Origin of the sequence: Pseudoalteromonas sp. APM04 (assembly GCF_022809815.1) — a bacterium.
Classification (GTDB): Bacteria; Pseudomonadota; Gammaproteobacteria; order Enterobacterales; family Alteromonadaceae; genus Pseudoalteromonas; species Pseudoalteromonas marina.
Genome location: NZ_CP094441.1, coordinates 2,624,402 through 2,641,789, shown reverse-complemented (window position 1 = coordinate 2,641,789; position 17,388 = coordinate 2,624,402). Strand labels below are relative to the sequence as shown.

At 39.7% G+C, this 17,388-nt stretch carries 14 protein-coding genes; 11 read left to right on the top strand and 3 right to left on the bottom strand.

The window, feature by feature from the left end; all coding sequences use genetic code 11:
* The first annotated feature begins 227 nt into the window (after positions 1 to 227).
* The 6 genes from MTP24_RS12165 to MTP24_RS12140 all read left to right on the top strand — a co-directional run bounded on the left by MTP24_RS12165 (position 228) and on the right by MTP24_RS12140 (position 5,662).
* A complete protein-coding gene (locus MTP24_RS12165) occupies positions 228 to 935 on the top strand; it encodes a DUF2982 domain-containing protein (protein WP_243531424.1) in 708 nt (235 codons plus the stop codon).
* Positions 936 to 957: 22 nt separating this feature from the next.
* A complete protein-coding gene (locus tag MTP24_RS12160) occupies positions 958 to 1,290 on the top strand; it encodes a hypothetical protein (RefSeq protein WP_039037724.1) in 333 nt (110 codons plus the stop codon).
* A gap of 67 nt (positions 1,291 to 1,357) precedes the next feature.
* The gene (locus MTP24_RS12155; protein ID WP_243531422.1) at positions 1,358 to 3,013 is read left to right on the top strand and encodes a DUF1566 domain-containing protein; all 1,656 of its coding nucleotides are present in this window, start codon (positions 1,358 to 1,360) and stop codon (positions 3,011 to 3,013) included.
* A gap of 9 nt (positions 3,014 to 3,022) precedes the next feature.
* On the top strand, positions 3,023 to 3,538 hold the full coding sequence (locus tag MTP24_RS12150) for a DUF1566 domain-containing protein (protein WP_006791527.1): 516 nt from the start codon (positions 3,023 to 3,025) through the stop codon (positions 3,536 to 3,538).
* Positions 3,539 to 3,710: 172 nt separating this feature from the next.
* On the top strand, positions 3,711 to 4,628 hold the full coding sequence (locus tag MTP24_RS12145; protein ID WP_010556976.1) for an AAA family ATPase: 918 nt from the start codon (positions 3,711 to 3,713) through the stop codon (positions 4,626 to 4,628).
* Positions 4,629 to 4,639: 11 nt separating this feature from the next.
* Positions 4,640 to 5,662, top strand: a complete 1,023-nt coding sequence (locus tag MTP24_RS12140; protein WP_243531421.1) for a general secretion pathway protein GspB — start codon at positions 4,640 to 4,642, stop codon at positions 5,660 to 5,662.
* A 46-nt stretch (positions 5,663 to 5,708) separates the two neighbouring features.
* Here the strand turns inward: MTP24_RS12140 and MTP24_RS12135 are convergent, their stop codons facing one another.
* The gene (locus tag MTP24_RS12135) at positions 5,709 to 6,902 is read right to left on the bottom strand and encodes an HD-GYP domain-containing protein (protein WP_010556978.1); all 1,194 of its coding nucleotides are present in this window, start codon (positions 6,900 to 6,902) and stop codon (positions 5,709 to 5,711) included.
* Between the two features lie 118 nt (positions 6,903 to 7,020).
* Positions 7,021 to 10,824, bottom strand: a complete 3,804-nt coding sequence (gene putA / locus MTP24_RS12130) for a bifunctional proline dehydrogenase/L-glutamate gamma-semialdehyde dehydrogenase PutA (RefSeq protein ID WP_243531418.1) — start codon at positions 10,822 to 10,824, stop codon at positions 7,021 to 7,023.
* Positions 10,825 to 10,992: 168 nt separating this feature from the next.
* On the opposite strand from putA, the gene MTP24_RS12125 reads away from it, so the two are divergent.
* From MTP24_RS12125 to MTP24_RS12115, 3 genes are all read left to right on the top strand, one after another.
* Entirely contained in the window at positions 10,993 to 11,475 is a 483-nt protein-coding gene (locus MTP24_RS12125) for a winged helix-turn-helix transcriptional regulator (RefSeq protein ID WP_033035753.1), read from the top strand.
* Positions 11,476 to 11,734: 259 nt separating this feature from the next.
* On the top strand, positions 11,735 to 13,087 hold the full coding sequence (locus MTP24_RS12120) for a magnesium transporter (protein ID WP_058430165.1): 1,353 nt from the start codon (positions 11,735 to 11,737) through the stop codon (positions 13,085 to 13,087).
* A gap of 21 nt (positions 13,088 to 13,108) precedes the next feature.
* Positions 13,109 to 14,176 carry a CNNM domain-containing protein gene (locus MTP24_RS12115; protein WP_243531416.1) on the top strand — a complete coding sequence of 356 codons (1,068 nt, stop codon included), beginning with the start codon at positions 13,109 to 13,111 and terminating at the stop codon, positions 14,174 to 14,176.
* 118 nt (positions 14,177 to 14,294) lie between these two features.
* Here MTP24_RS12115 and MTP24_RS12110 read toward each other — a convergent pair whose 3' ends face one another.
* Positions 14,295 to 14,903 (bottom strand): TIGR04211 family SH3 domain-containing protein, encoded by a 609-nt coding sequence (locus tag MTP24_RS12110; protein WP_243531414.1) that lies wholly within the window; start codon positions 14,901 to 14,903, stop codon positions 14,295 to 14,297.
* 214 nt (positions 14,904 to 15,117) lie between these two features.
* Between MTP24_RS12110 and MTP24_RS12105 the strand changes: the two genes are divergently transcribed.
* Both MTP24_RS12105 and MTP24_RS12100 read left to right on the top strand, forming a co-directional pair.
* On the top strand, positions 15,118 to 16,641 hold the full coding sequence (locus tag MTP24_RS12105) for a CYTH and CHAD domain-containing protein (RefSeq protein WP_006791517.1): 1,524 nt from the start codon (positions 15,118 to 15,120) through the stop codon (positions 16,639 to 16,641).
* On the top strand, positions 16,641 to 17,333 hold the full coding sequence (locus MTP24_RS12100; protein WP_243533718.1) for an START domain-containing protein: 693 nt from the start codon (positions 16,641 to 16,643) through the stop codon (positions 17,331 to 17,333). Before MTP24_RS12105 ends, MTP24_RS12100 begins: the two co-directional genes overlap by 1 nt.
* Positions 17,334 to 17,388: the final 55 nt, after the last annotated feature.

The window sequence follows — 17,388 nt, the reverse complement described above, 5'->3', positions numbered from 1 at the left end:
AATTATAAGTATTGTACGAAATAAGACCGGATAAAGTCTGTTATGTGTCTCATAATTTTGTGCGTTAAGCGTAAAAATAAGTAATATTAAATATATGTACCGGTTTTTGTTTAATTAAAGCGATAAATATATGAATTTTAAAACATCTTGCAAGGCCTGTATGACAGCCAGGAAAGTGATTTTATGGGCTATTATTATGTTTATATTTTATATGGTTTTTTATCAATATGGATAAACATACTAAAAAGCTTATTAATTACCGTGCGAAAGGTGCACGCAATGGTATTGAAATATTAATAGTAGGCGCTATTGGCTTAGTATTTATTATGGCATTTAATTTACTAAGATCAGGCACTATTAGCATTGTTGAAATTTTTTTGGTCAGTGCCTGCCTTGGAGCTATTTTTGTGGGTTTTTTAAAAACCCAAGAACCTTATTACAGCTTAATTTTGAGCGAGTCTGCTATTGAATATAGGCATAAATATGGGGGCTGGTGTTTATCTTATAAAAACTTTCATTCTTGCGGTGTTCCAAAAGTAGAAAAAGGCTCAGAGCATTTAGAGCTAAACGCGGTTGGGCTAAAGCTAAATGATATTGATGAGTTTTTAATGAGTATAACTCCTAGAATTGCGGGTAAATTACTTATAGAACAACGACATTTTTTTATGCAGGTTGTTCAAAATCATTGCAAAAATGGCAATTGCCCATCAGAATGGTTAGTAGAAGATACACAACATCGATCTGCGCGCGGAATTAGCTATAATGGTTTAATAGCAATGTTTGCAAACAGAACTAAGCACCTCAAGCTGCTAACAGGGTATGATTTATTACTACCTGCCAGTGTACTAGATACAGATATTTGGGCTTTTAGCGCTAATTTAAATAAGTGGAAGCGCGAGCCACATCAGTTTATAGCGTCGCAGCTTAAAGATTAAACTGCGACTGTAGGAAAAGACAATGAGCCAAGAAAGAGCCTTTTTAAAAAGTGGTCGTAATACCATAATACATAAAGACAAAAAACTTGATTTAGTGATTGTTAACGCTGAAAATCAGCCACGAATTAAAGTGACTCAAAACGGATTAGAGCCGTTTAAAGAGGAGCTACCAAAAAATAGACGCGACGCAAAAGACCGTTACCTAGAAATGGTATATATAAGCAGCGCTGAAGTATTTGGTGAAGAAAAACAGTTAGTATTTATTCAGTCGTTAGATGGTCGTGAATATAAAGTTGATTACAGCAAAGTTGGCACTAAATTGTTCGTTCGTATCCATCAAGACGCCTACATGTAAGCTTTAGTGGCACCTTTTTTGCTTGTGATTACCTCATGGTAATTATTTGACACACAAGGTGCTACGAATGAAAGCGTTAGCGTTAATCCCTCTTTTTTCCTGCATTTTTATTACAGCATGCGGCGGTGGCGGCGGTGGTGACAGTACCACAAATATTGAATCCTCTGTGAATGCTGGTCCGGACATACAAGTAATCGAAAAAATTGATTTTACCATTACCGCCCAAGGCTCACCTGCTGACGGTACATTTACGTGGCAGCAAGTAAGCGGGCCAAGTATAGACGGCTTTCCACTTGAAGGCGCAGAGCAAACACTTACGGCACCTGATGTTAAAGCAGACAGTGAAATTGTACTAAGGGTCAGTTATCAAAGCACTGGCAATAGCACAGTAAGTGACGACCTTTTAATTTCGGTTAGTTCTAATAACCAGCTCCCTATTGCTGTAATAACACAAACAGCACCAGATACACTCCCTTCTGTATACCAAGATACCGTTATACTGAGCGGTGTTGATTCTAGTGATCCGGATGAAAATGGGATGGTGAATAGCTATTTTTGGGAACTAATATCAGGCCCTGACTTAGATATTTCCAGCTTTGATGGTTCAACATTAAGTTTTACTCACCCTTTATTAGAAGCAAACACGACATTGCTTTGGCGTTTAACGGTTACAGACGATGAGGGTGGCGAAGCCAGTACTCAATTCACGATGAGCCTTAATAAAACCAATGAATTAGTTGCGGCAAATGCAGGGGATGATCAAAATGTTGAAGAATTTGACGAGGTAACATTAGATGCAAGCAATAGTGAAACAGTTACTGATACATACCAGTGTGAGTGGCAACAATTAACCGGAAATGCCGAAACACTCAGCAATAGCCAACAGTGTGTATCTAGCTTTTTTGCCTCCGATGTGGACACCAACACCACAGTTAGCTTTGAAGTAACCGTTACCGATTCGAAAGGACGAACCGATACAGATACGGTGTTTATTGATATAACGCCAAAGGCGCTTGGCCTGATAAACGATAGTGGTATGGGAGAATGTTACAACAATACGCAGCGCATAAATTGTGGCAGTGACGACTTTCCTGAGCAAGACGCAGAGCTCGGTCGAGATAGCTTTGCTAACCGCATAGATAAAGCAGGCATAGGTAATCTCGCGTTTGATTATACAAAACTTAATCAGTTTGCCGATGAAGTTGATGACTCAAGTGAAGACTTTAGCTGTATTCGTGACAACGTAACAGGGCTTGTTTGGGAAGTTAAATCACCTTCGTCTGGTTCTTTACCAAACACAACGTTACGGGATGCACAAAACAGCTATTATTGGGACATTGGCGACACAACTACCGATGCAGACAGCACAGCAAATACAACATGCCCTAACGACACAAGCTGTGGCCTACAAACCTATATAAATGAAGTTAATGCTATCGATTTTTGTGGAGGAACAAATTGGCGGGTACCAACTTACACAGAGCTTTTGGGGTTAATAGATTATGGTAAACAAGGGAAAAGCGTTTTAATTGACTTAGCTTTCTTTCCAAATATGCCAGAAGCGGGTGCTATTGATAATGTTAATTTACCTTATTGGACATCTCAAACTGCAGCAGATGGCACCAGTTTATCGCAAGCTTATATTATTGATATGAGCAATGGTAATGACCTTGCCTATCCAAAAGAAAACAACGCGTATGTTCGTTTAGTCAGAAGCCGATAGGAGAGTGTTATGAAATTAAAATTATTAAATACGTTTATAGTTTTTGGCTTTAGTTTTAATGTAGCTGCGCAAACATGTTATGGCGGTGCTGACACAACAACCCCAACCGATAGGTTTACCGTTAATGCCGATGGTACAGTATCTGACACTGAAACTGGCCTAATGTGGCAGCGTTGTAGTTATTCTCAAACCTATAATACAGAAACATTACTGTGCGAAGGGTCTACGCCTGCAGTGACGTGGCAAGAAGCTTTACGAGGCGCGACTAACGATACAACTGCAAATTATGATGATTGGCAGGTGCCTAATATTAAAGAGCTAGCCAGTATTTTAGAGCACAGTTGTACAGAGCCAAGCATAAATGAAGTTGTTTTTTTAGGCACTAAATCTCAAAACTATTGGTCTAGCACATCGGGTGTTAGCAGTATGAGTTCGGCCTGGGTGTATCAGTTTGACAGCGGGCTAAATAGTTTACGTCCTAAAACCAGTGATGTTTATTTACGCCTAGTTCGCTACGAAAAATAAAGACCAAATAAGTTTGATTAAAAGCGCAGTTATTGGAGGTGACTCCGGTAGTTGCGCTTTTTTGGTTTTACATAAATTTACTTTATTTCAACAATAAAGCGCTTACAACGATGTTACTGTGCGCGTTTTTTTGCCATTATAGGCGGTGATTTAATTACGAAGGAACATCACGGTGTATTTAAGCTATTTTGGCCTGAACGAAAAACCTTTTTCGATTTCGCCTAACCCTCATTATTTATTTTTAAGCGAGCGCCATAAAGAAGCCTTAGCACACTTAACCTATGGATTGGGTGAAGACGGTGGTTTTGTATTACTAACGGGCGAAGTAGGCACCGGAAAAACAACAATCACCCGCAGCATGCTAGAGCAATTACCTGAAAATACACAAGTAGCGATGATTCATAATCCTGCGCTGTCAGAACTTGAGTTGTTAGCCAGTATTTGCGATGAATTGAAAATTAGTTATGACGCACAAAATGCGACGCTTAAAAGTTTAACCGATATAATAAAAAAACACTTAGAGAGTAATAACAAGGCGGGTGGCCATACTATTTTAATTATTGACGAGGCGCAGCTACTTGCCCCCAATGTGCTAGAGCAACTTCGTTTATTAACTAATATAGAAACCGACCACAAAAAGCTATTGCAAATCGTGCTTGTAGGTCAGCCAGAACTTCAAGATTTATTAAAACGTAATGAGTTAAGGCAGCTTGCTCAACGGATCACCGCGCGTTATCACTTATTACCTTTAACACAAGGCCAAACAGTGGCGTATATCAAGCACCGGTTACACATTGCTGGGTGCGATAAAGGATTGTTTTCGATGGATGCAATGCAGATGGTTCATAAAATGACAGGCGGTATACCTCGCTTGATGAACCTAGTGTGTGAACGAGCTTTAGTGGGTACTTTTTCGAAGCAGCAACTTGTTGTAGATGCTGAAATTGTTAAACAATCTGCGCAAGAATCACTACCTTCTGACTTTGTTGCAACAACGAATAAGCCTGAGCAGTCGCCATCGATTTTAATTTATTGCTTTGCTTTCGGCGCTTTGTTTGCCGCAGGTATTGGGCTTTCCTTTATTTTATAGTTAGGTGATTTATGTCTTATTTATTAGATGCATTAAAGCAATCTCAACAAGCTGATATGAGCGCCGAGCAATACGATTTACAGTCGGAGCAGTTAAAACAGCAACAAGCACTCGCTCGCTACCGCCGTATCGCCTTTGTTTTGGGGGGCAGCTTGGCTGCCTTTGTAACGGTGGCGGCCGGATTTACTTTTGGTAAATGGGTCCAATCACCTGGTTCTGTTGAACCCTCAAATGTAGTTAGCACTCAAAGTAATGAACAAGTAACGACTGAGTTACAGACAGCAGCATTACCTGCCACTGAACAAGCTGAGGTGAATGTAAAGCCTAAACCTGAAAAAGCGCCAAGCAACACCGCAACTATTGAAGGGCAGTTAGTGCACGTGCAAACACCCACGGGTATTCAGCAAATGTTGTTAACACCAACTGGGCAGTATATTCCAATGCCATCAACAGGTGCAGCTAGTGGCATCCAACAAACTTTTAATCAACCTTCGCTTGTAAATACGCAAAATTATAATCAGCCAAACCAAGGTCAACTTAATTCAAATACACAGTTAACTTATAACCAAGGCGGTTTTGAACAAACTCAAAGTACGTCGTCAGCAACTATTGATATGAGTAAATATAAAGTGTTGGGTAAGCCAATTAGTGGTGTAACGCAAGCTGAACCTAAAAGTGACCCTGAGCTTGATGCTGTGCCAACTACACTTAAAAATGCGTTTGCGCAGGCAGTGCAAGATGTCGATAAAAACCAAGATTATGAGGTAACTCAGGCCTCTAAATCGTCATCTCGGGTAGAGCCTATCGAATTGTTACCAGATGGCCTACAAGCAATGCTACCTAGGATAAAGTATCAAGCACATATTTATTCATCAAGTGCAGATAAACGCTGGATAAAGCTAAATGGGCGAGAGCTTCACGAAGGTGATAGTATTGGTGCATTAATGGTAAAAGAAATTACACCTGAGCAAAGCGTAATAGATTTTGACGGTTACGAGTTTAGTTTAAAAGCCTTGCAGGATTGGCCAGAGTAACAAAAAGTATAAGCTCAATGAGTAACATTGAGCTTATTTTGACTATTTAAGGTAATACGGAGTTTTTGTAAAAACGCTCTAAATCAATGTTGAAGTCGCCGGCTTTTACGGTTGTTTCGAGTGAGTCTTCAATTCGCTTGTTCGACAAATCAATATCGAGCACTTCTGTATAACGGCTGTGCTTTGCACTATAAAAGGTTTTAACAATCGGCTTTAATGGCATCGCGGGATTACTTTCTGTCACAAGCCCGACTTTTTGGCTTGAAAGCTTTACTAATGTGCCCACAGGGTGAATTCCAATACACTGAATAAACTTAGTTAGTAATTCGCCGTCAAAGCTATTTGGGCAGCCTTCTTTTAATATTTTAAATGCCTTAATGGGTTCCATGCCCGATTTATAAACTCGCTCTGCTGTTAGGGCGTCGTATACATCTACAATAGAAGCCATGCGAACATACTGGCTTATTTCATTTCCTTTTTTACCAAAAGGGTAACCAGTTCCGTCTATGCGTTCATGGTGCATGCCTGCAATATCTACAGCAATACCAGTTAAACCTGACTCTTCCAAAATTTGTTTAGAGTAAACCGCATGCTGCTTCATTATTTCAAATTCGGCTTCGGTTAAGCGCCCAGGCTTATTGAGGACTTCATCTGGCGTTTTTATTTTACCGATATCATGCAGCAGCGCACCTGTGGTGAGCTCTACAATAATGTCTTTTTCAATATTAAGGTGTTTTGCAAAAATACCCATTAAGATAGATACGTTTATAGAGTGCTCTAGTAAGTATGCATCTTTTTGGCGCATTTGCGTGAGGCAGGCTAGGGCGTCTTGGTTTCTAAAAACTGAATCCATAAAACCGCTAGCAAGCTCTTTAAATGGAGCAATATCAATGTTCAGGCCGGACTTTATATCTTTAAATGCTTTTATTTGCAGCGTTTTAGCTTCGTCATAAAGCTTTTTAGCTTTATTCATTTCTTGAGCTGCACTATGCGTTTTTTGCCAAGGATCGCGTTTTATTTTTGTGGCAGGTGTTTTGGTTTGTTCTTTTTCAGGCACTGTTTCGGTGAGTGTTTTATCTGGGTCAATTTCGACCTCTAAAATACCCGCCTTAATAAGCTTATCAATACTCGTTTGGGTTTTTACCCAGCCTTGGCTTTTTATTTTTACTCTGCCCGTTTGTTTTGTGACGCTTTGCACAAACATACCAGGGAGTAATTTAGAAACAGGGAGCTTTTTCAATTTAACTACTTAACTAATAAATCTATATTGAAAATAGCAAACTTTACGTACTTTAAATAGAAAAAAGGCACCAAAAGGTGCCTTTAATAAACATTATAAGTAATTAGTATTAGCTTAATTAATCATCATCTTCAACTAAGGTCATCAAGGATGTATTACCACCTGACGCCGTTGTATCTACACTAATTGTTTTTTCAGTAATAAGACGCTTGATTAATGTGTCGTAATATTCAGAACTGATCACCGGTAATATAGCGCCCTTACGTTGTGCAAGTTGCTGGCTGAAGTAACCTAAACGAGACGAACGCGCTGCAACAACTGCGCCTGCTAAATGAGGGTGGGCCAAAATAGCTTGTAACTGATTAGGTTTAGCTACTTGGAATACCCCTTCAGCAACACCTGTAGCAATAAACTTCTCTCTGAATGCTTCGGCTTCTTCGTAAAACATTTCAGAGGCAACTGTAATTACCGTATTACCCGCAGCTAATGCAGTGATAATAGACAACGCCCAAAAGTTAAAAGAGGTACTCTTATCTGCATAACAAACAACACAGCCGCGAGCTTCTAAATGAAGCGTGTTAGACTCACCCGTTGGCCCAGGCAACGTTGTAAATTTACGCATATGCTTTTCAAGGCGGTTTAGCTGTGCACGCGCATCGGCTAGCGTTAAAGCTAAATCGTCAGCAAGGTCATCAATAATTTCTACCGTAGCAATTTTGGCTAGTAGCTGACGAACAGCAGATACACGGTCATTTAGCGGGGTTGCTCGCCAAATTTTTTCATCGCGCATTGAATTAGCCATTAGCTTTTCTACTTGGGCATTTGCACCGCTGTAGTGGTGTAAATCAAGCTCATCTGGCGTTAGGTTTGTCATTTGTACGTTTTCTGGCGATGCTTTTTCTTTCACCAAACGCTGTAGGTAGTTAGGGCCACCGGCTTTAGGGCCTGTACCCGATAGGCCTCGGCCACCAAATGGCTGCACACCAACAATTGCGCCAATCATATTACGGTTTACGTATACATTGCCAGCACGAGACATTTTAGCAAGGTACTCGCAACGCTCTTCAATACGTGAATGTACACCCATTGTTAAGCCGTAACCTGTATTGTTTATTTGATCGATTACGTCATCAAGTTGATTCGCTTTGAAGCGAATAATATGAACACATGGACCAAATACTTCGCGCTTAAGTACAGAAAGGTCTTTTATTTCGTAAAGACGTGGTGCAAAGAAGTACGCACCATTTTCGCTGTTATCCGGAATTTTACATTCGTAATGAAGTGTTGCGTTGCCTTTTAAGTACTCAACATGTTCGGTTAAGTTTTTAAGTGCTTTTTCGTCGATTACAGGTCCTACATCGGTAGATAACAATGATGGATCGCCAATATGTAATTCGGCCAAAGCACCTTTAAGCATTTCAATGATGCCGTCGGCTACGTCTTCTTGGATAAACAATACTCGCAGTGCTGAACAACGTTGACCAGCGCTTTGGAAACCCGAACTTATAACATCATCAACTACTTGCTCAGGCAGTGCTGTAGAGTCAACAATCATACAGTTTTGACCACCTGTTTCGGCGATTAATGGCACTTGTATGTCGTTTCTTGCTGCAAGCGTTTGAGAAATTAATGTGCCGGTTTCAGTTGAACCTGTAAACATAACTGCTTGAATACGTTCATCAGGAACAATTGTTTTACCCACTTCACTACCGCGTGCAATAACAGGTTGCACGACGTGCTCTGGTAAACCCACAGATAGCATAAGTTCAATTGTACGCAATGCAATTAAGCTTGTTTGTTCAGCCGGTTTGGCAATAACAGTATTACCCGTCACAATGGCAGCAGCCACTTGCCCTAAGAATATAGCGAGTGGGAAGTTCCATGGACTAATACACAGAATTACACCCCGTGCTTCAAAGCGCTCATCTTCTGAGAGTTCTTCGGCTCGTGCTGCGTAGTAACGACAAAAGTCGACTGCTTCACGTACTTCGTCTATGCCATCTTGTGCTACTTTACCCGCTTCTTTGATACAAATAGCAACGAGCTCGTCGTGATGACGTTCTAAAATGTCAGCAATTCGGCGTAATAAATTAGCGCGGTCTTTTACAGGGGTTTGCGACCATGACTCAAACGCTGCTTCTGCATTAGCAAGTAGTGTTTTCATCTCATCGCCGCTTTGTAGTTTTACATGGCCGATAATTTCTTTATGGTTTGCTGGGTTTTTAACAGCAAGTGATCCATCAGGGACTTGGCTTTGATCTATTAGGTGCTCGTTAAACCAGTTGTCTAGGTTTTCTTTAAACGGGGTAATCACGTTTATATCGGTTAAGTCCATGCCTTTAGAGTTAGCGCGTTCTTCGCCGTATAAATCAATTGGCATTTTAATTTGCGTATTGTATTTGTTGCGAAGCCCTTGCAGCGTTTCTACCGGATCTGGCAGCAGTGTTTCTACCGGTTTAGAGGTATCAACTATGGCATTTACAAACGATGAATTTGCACCATTTTCTAGTAAACGTCTAACAAGATAGGCTAATAGGTCTTCGTGTTGGCCAACGGGAGCGTATACACGACACTGAATTTTTTCTGCATTTACAATTTGGTCAAATAACGATTCACCCATCCCGTGTAAGCGTTGGAATTCAAACCCTGTGTTATCGCCTTTAGCCACTTCTAGAATAGTTGCTGCAGTGTATGCATTGTGGGTTGCAAATTGTGGGTATAGCACATCACGTGCTTCTAGCATTTTAATTGCACATGCTTTATATGATACGTCGGTTGTCGCTTTTCGGGTAAATACAGGGTAGTGATCTAAACCATCTTGCTGTGTAGTTTTAATTTCAGTATCCCAATATGCGCCTTTAACTAAGCGCACCATTAGTTTACGACCTACACGCGTAGCAAGCTCTGTTAGCCACTCAATAACAAAAATCGCACGTTTTTGATACGCTTGAACAGCTAAGCCAAACCCTTGCCAGCCATCTAAATCTTTATCGCTAAATACGGCTTCGATAATATCCAGTGAAATATCTAAACGGTCAGCTTCTTCTGCATCAACGGTAAAACCAATGTCGTACTGTTTTGCAGCCAGAGCAAGCTCTTTTAGCTTTGGTACAATTTCAGCCATTACTCGGTCTTTATGCGTAAATTCATAGCGAGGATGAATAGCCGAAAGCTTTACAGAAATACCAGGGCTTTTAATGGGACCACGGCCATTTGCCGCTTTACCAATTGAGTGAATGGCATTCATGTAGCTGTCAAAGTAGCGTTTAGCATCTTTACTTGTGCGCGCACCTTCGCCTAGCATATCGTAAGAATATACATAGCCTTTTTGCTCTGTGTCGGCAGCACGTTCAATTGCTTCGTTTATGGTACGACCCATAACGAATTGCTTGCCCATAATTTTCATTGCAAAGTTTACAGACTTACGAATAACAGGCTCACCTAAACGACCAATGGTCTTTTTAAGCATACCAAACTGTTGGTCTTTGGTTTTATCTGTGTAGTTAACCATTTTACCGGTTACTAATAAGCCCCAAGATGATGCATTTACAAATAAAGAGTCGCTACTGCCTAAATGAGAGCTCCAATCACCTTTTGCTAACTTGTCGCGAATAAGGGCTTCTTGGGTTTCTTTGTCTGGTACACGAAGCAGCGCTTCGGCTAAACACATTAACACTACGCCTTCTTCACTTGAAAGCGAGAATTCATTCAGTAGCGCATCTACACCGCCTTGACCATCTTGTTCTTTACGAATGTTTAAAACAATTTGGCGGGCTCTTTCCCAAGCACGGCTTCGTGCTTTAACGCCTACTTCTGCAAGCGGTAAAATATGATCGATAACCGCATTTTCGTCTATGCGGTAAAAGTCACGGATTTTTTGTCTTATAGGACAGTCAGTTGTTAAATCGCCGTTGAATAACATAAGCAACCCTTAGCAGTGTTAAGATTTAAAGTAAATTTAATTACCAATAAAATACCAGTGATATTGAGAGTGCATTCTAAATAAAATTCAGCAGAATATGCTGGTTAAATTTGTCGATTTACGATAATTTACAGGGCATAAATTTAACTTATCCGCATAAAATTCTGTATGACAAATCCAAATAGATTACGCATGCTAGATCGCATTGATTTAGCAATTTTAGACGTTTTGCAAAAAAACGGCAGAATTTCTAACGTTAACTTAGCAAAACAAGTTAATTTAAGCCCAAGCCCATGCCTTGATCGCGTAAAGCGATTAGAGCAAGAAGGCTATATTGAGGGTTATTATGCTAAATTAAGCGAAGCTAAGTTAAACCAAAGCTTAGTGGCTCATGTTCAAGTGTCGTTGGTTACCTCAAATACTGCTGTATTTAAAGTATTTAAAGAACACATATTAAAAATGGAACAAGTTGTAGAATGTGACATGGTTGCAGGCGGTTACGACTACTTATTAAAAATACGTGTATCTAACATGGAAGAGTACAGGCAAGTGTTGGGTGACTTAGTTGATATCCCCGGTGTAGGCACACACCATACTTATATGGTTATTGAAAAAGTAAAAAAAGACAAAGGGTTATTAATCGAAATTTAATCCCACATATTTAAAGCATACAAAATAATGCCTGTATGCTTTAGTATTCATAGTTGCCCAACTTCTTTCCCTTTTTATTTTCTAATACTTTAATTTCATACTTTTAATTTATATAAAAATAAATAGTACTGCCTTTGTTTTGCCCATACAATGCGCAAAATAGCATGCACATCTTTAATTAAAGTACCGTTTTTTCTGCAATTTTTAATTGAGAAGGTAAACTGTAAATAATGTGCTTTTTAATTTTAAGGTTTTTTTAATGATTGAGTATCCGGTAGATCAGCTTCCACAACTCATAAACGACTTACTGCAATGCGACACCACAGAACGTAAGAATAAACTGTTGATCGACGCACAAAGCACACTTTCTACAGAGCATCTATCTTTATTGTTTGAAGCAATACCCAAAGAGCAGCGACTCGAAATTTGGCAATTGCTTGACGAAGATACACAGCATGAAATTTTTGTAAATTTAAGCCCTGACAGTTGTTTATGGTTACTGCAAACACTTGATGACAGTGATGCATTTAAATTACTTGATGAAGTAAATGTAGAAGAGCTACTCGAATTAGAAGAAGTTATACCTGAGCGGTTTGTCGACTATGCAAAAAAGCAATTAGATGAAGCGCAAACCAAGCAGTACGATTTAGCACAGCAATACCCACCAGAACAACTCGGTCACTGGCTAGGTTTTGATATATTAAAGGTGTCTGACAAGTTAACCGCTGGTGGCGCAAAAAAGCTTTTATTTAAAGGTGTACCGCAATACAGTGAAGTCATTTATTTAGTGACCCGCAAAGGCAGTTTGATTGGTGAAGTGGCCATTAACGATGTTATTAAAGCACACGATAACGATAATTTAATGACACTGGCAAATCATGATTTTTCATCATTGCATGCAGACGATGATTTATATGAAGCTGCTGAAGTGGTGATTCACTCTGAGCAAATGGCTATGCCGGTTGTAAATTCAGATAATAAATTATTAGGGCGATTAACAATTGCCTCTGCTTACGAACTTCGCCAAGAAATAACCGATGAAGCCACCGCAAAGGCGGGTGGTTTACGAGAGGACGAAGATTTATTTGCCAGTGTACGAAAAAGTGCCAAAAACCGTGGTATTTGGCTAGGTATAAACTTGGCCACTGCATTTTTAGCATCGTGGTTCATTGGTCTATTTGGCGCCACTATAGAACAAGTGGTTGCTTTAGCGGTGCTTATGCCGGTTGTAGCCTCAATGGGAGGAATTGCGGGTAGTCAAACATTAACCGTTATCGTGCGTGGTTTGGCTTTGGGGCAGGTGACTGATTCAAACCGCAATGCGTTACTTAAAAAAGAACTAAGAGTCGGGGCTGTTAACGGTTTAGTGTGGGCATTTGTAATTGGTTTACTCACCTACTTATGGTTTAACGATTTGATGTTAAGTGTAACGATTACAGTCGCTATTTTATTAAACTTAGTAGCGGCCTCGCTCGCGGGCGTTGTAATACCATCGATTTTAGACAAAATGAAAATAGATCCAGCGTTATCTGGCTCTGTTATTTTAACAACGGTTACCGACATTGTTGGGTTTGTGACCTTTTTAGGTTTAGGCAGTTTGTTGCTGCTATAAACTTTTTAACAGGAAAATAAAATGACGTTTGATGTCATGATTTGGTGTGCTATTGCTCTGTGTATTTCGCAATCGGCAATATTTTCGGGCTTGAATTTGGCGTTCTTTTCTTTAAGCCGATTACAGCTTGAAATGGAAAGTTCAAAAAGAAACGAAGCGGCAATTAAGGTTATGGCACTTCGTAACGACTCTAACTTTTTACTAGCAACCATTTTGTGGGGTAACGTGGGTATTAACGTTTTACTCACGTTGCTCTCTGATTCTGTATTAATGGGCGCTAGCTCGTTTTTATTCTCAACGATTGCGATTACGATAATCGGTGAGATAACACCTCAAGCTTATTTTTCTCGTAATGCATTAAAAATGGCGAGTATGCTTTCGCCATTAATAAAGTTTTATCAAGTTTTGTTTTATGTTGTTGCTAAACCAACGGCCTTGGTACTTGATGCATGGCTGGGCAAAGAAGGTATTACCTATTTTGCTGAAAGCGAGCTTAGAGGAATAATACGTAAACACATTGAGGCAGAAGAAGCTGATGTGCAACATGTTGAAGGTATTGGTGCACTTAACTTTTTTAGCTTAGACGAAATCAGTGTAACTAAAGAAGGGGAAATAATTGATCCAGATTCTATAATCTCTTTACCTACTAAACTTGATTTACCTATTTTTCCTGAACTGACATTATCAGCCGATAATGAGTTTTTACGTAAATTACACAAATCGGGCTATAACTGGGTAATTTTGACTAACAACGATGGGTGGCCGTTATTAGTGGTTGATGCAGATGGTTTTTTACGATCAGCATTATTTGAGCCAGATATTTTTGACCCTTACCATTTTTGCCACAGACCTATTATTGTAACGGATGAAACACTGCGTTTAAGTGAGGTTATTTTAAAAATACGCGCAAATCATTCGCTCGATAAATCGTTTGATGGTGCTATTGATCACGACGTTGTGCTGGTATGGGGTGATGAGAAGCGTATTATTACTGGTGCTGATATATTCGGTCGTTTATTAAAGGGAATGAATGCGCCAAAGTTAGAGATGAACGAAAATAAAGAAGTACAGCCGCTGTCAAAATCGTAAGTTAATCTATTTTTTTATAGTTAAGCCAGTGCTATATATGCATAGCTCAATATTTGATATGCGAATAAAAAAGCCGCTAATAGCGGCTTTTTTATTGAACAACATTCATTCAATTAATTTATGCCCAGCCTTCGTAACGCTTACGGCGCGACAAAACAATGGTTAAAATGATTCCCAAAAACAACCCTAAAAATGCAATCGCACCGCCGTAGGTAAGTAGTTGTCGTTTTTCTTTTGAACTAGCGGCTTCTTTTTGCGTGCGCTCTTGCGCGAGTGTTGTTTGCAGGCTTGTAATTTGCGCTGATAATTGCAGGTTTTGATCGGTTAAGGTTTGATTTTGTTTTTGTAGCTGTGGCAGCTCTATTTGAGCAAGGCGTAAATTTTCCTGCATGGTGCTCATTTCGCTGCTTAAGGTTTGGTATTGTTGATGTAACCCAGGTGTAGTAGAAATAAATTTAGTTTCAATCCAACCTTCGCGGTCTTTATCGTCCTTTATTTTAATAAAGCCGTTTTCTTCGCCAGACAGTACGGTTATTTTTGTTCCCGCGTCTACAGAGCCAAGTAGTCGATAATTTTTGCTCGCGCCTGAACGCATAAATGTATACAAATTATCAATAACGTAAGCGGTATTTGCATCTGATGGGCTCGCTGTTTGTGCTTCATCTTGTGCGTAGCTTATAAACGTAGTGGCTGTTAAAAGTAGCCCGAATAAACAATGTTTTAGCATTTATCTACCTTGTTGTTCTTACTGAGTCCGTTATGAACATGGTTTTTTAATTCACATATAATGCAAGATAGTAGGGATTTAGCCTTTTAAAAGCAAGGCTGATATTGTAACCCTGACATGATTAAAGCACTTAATAAGCCTAAAAAATTTGCATTGTTAGAGCGCTTTGTTTATTTTGACCACTTATTTATTTTAAAGGTAATCCGCAGACCGAATGGATACTGAGATAGAACTGAAATTTTTGGTATCAGATGCCGTTGTTCCACTGATCCCCTCACTAATTACTCAATTTGCTAAAACGGTTATAAATAAACCATCGCGTAGTTTGCAAAATGCCTATTATGATACGCCAAGCCGTGAACTACGAGCTCTTGATATTGGCTTTAGAACCCGTTGTTCTGACAATCAGTGCGAACAAACTATCAAGCTTGCCGGCGAAGTTGTAGGGGGCCTTCATCAGCGCCCAGAATATAACTTACCTATTGATTCCAGCCGCCCTAACTTAATGGCGTTTAGTGCTGATATTTGGCCACATGGCATGCAAGTAGATGCAATTTCACAAAATTTGTATCCTATTTTCAGCACTAACTTTATTCGCCGTACGTGGTTAATTGAAACGCAAGCTGGTGCAAAAATTGAAGTGGTGCTTGATAAAGGCGAAATCGCAGCCTCTGGGCAAGTTGAGATGATCAGCGAGCTGGAAATAGAATTAATTGAAGGCAGCCGCAATGAGCTGTTTGCTTTGGCTGATATTTTAGTTAGCCAAAACTGTATCCGACTCGGTTTGTATTCAAAAGCAGCACGCGGCTACCGTTTAGCCGACGACAATCCGCTTAAGCCTAGTAAGTCGATTGGCTTTGTTAAGCTTCCTCGCTCTGCGACCCAAGAAAGCGCTTTAAAAGAAGCAATGAACTTTGGTATTCGGTTTGTGCAAAAGCATGAGCAGTGTTACTTCGATAAACCGAGCTTAAAAACCTTAAAAAGGGTGACTGATGGTATTAGTTTAATTCGCCATACTTTTTGGTTGTTTGACGATATAGTCTCTAAAGACAGTACTGAACAGCTTCGTACTGAGCTCAAATGGCTTTTGAGCGAGTTAGCATGGGTAGAAAATGCAATTCAGTTAAAAACTTATACGTCAAAACGCCATGCATTTTATAAAAAAATAAATGCGGCGCCAGCTTTGGCGCAAGTTATTAACGATTTAAAAGAGCTGCAGCCTAGTATTGATGACATTAATGCGCTTTTTCATAGTGCTCGTTATAATCGTTTATTGCTTTCGTTAACAACGTGGTTGATTGACAAGCAATGGCGAAAAGATTGGGGGCAGGTAGAGCTCCAAGCTGCAGAAAATCCAGTGTCTTCTATTGCTGAAAGATTGTTTAATAAAGACTGGAAAAACCTGCATCAATTATTGCCTAAAGAGCAAACGCTTGGTGTAGTTGACTACCTTAATTTACGAATGCAGCTTGAAAACAGCTTGCTAAGTGGTAATTGCTTAGGATCGATGTTCGATAAAGAAGAACGTCTTGAGTTTAGGTTGCCGTGGTTAGATATTTCGCATGGTGTTTATGAACTCAGTACCCTAGAGTACTTAAAGCAATTATGCGCAGGCCAAGACGATGAGCAACTTGCAAAAATTCAATCTTGGCTGGAGCAAAAGTCTGAATATTTAGTCAGTGCAATGGAGCAAAGTAGACTTGCTTCGTATGACATAGAGCCTTATTGGCAAAAATGATGATAAAGCACTTTTGTAAGTTAACCCCTATGCAAAAGTGCATTAGTTTATTAATTATTTTGTTAAGCTTTAATACTTACTCTGAGCCCCGTTGGCAATTATACAAAAACGAGCAAGGAGTAAGCATTGAATATCAGGAATTTTCTGATGATACGTTTGTTGTAAAAGGTCAGCTTAATATTGAAGATGTAACAGCCAATGACTTTTTAGATTTATTAAGTGATACGCGTATTGCTTCAAGCTGGCTTGAAAACACGTCTAAGGTACGTGTAATTAAAGCTTTAAGCCCTTCAGAAAACCTCGTTTATAGCTATATCGACTCTCCTTGGCCAGTGGCAAACCGTGATGCCGTTACCTATTCGTGTTACTCAAGACTCTCTACTCAGCAAACCAAGCTTACTATCGAATCGCGTCCTGAAGAGTTACCATTAACTAAGCGGGTAGTTAGAATAAAAACGCTAAACGCACATTGGTTACTTACACAAAAGGGCGAAGATTTAAATATTGAATATCAGGTTTACGCTTTACCAGGGGGAAATATACCAACGTGGCTATACAATAAAGAGGGTCTTAAAAGTACCTTCAAAACGCTCGTTAATTTACGGACAATGTTAGAAACTAAAAGCTACACCGCAATCGAACCGGTTATTAAAGTTGGAAGCTGTAATTTACGCGAACTAACCGTTAAATAAGTTATTGTAAAACTGGAAGGGTGTTCACCTATAAATGACTCAGGTAAGCCATTTA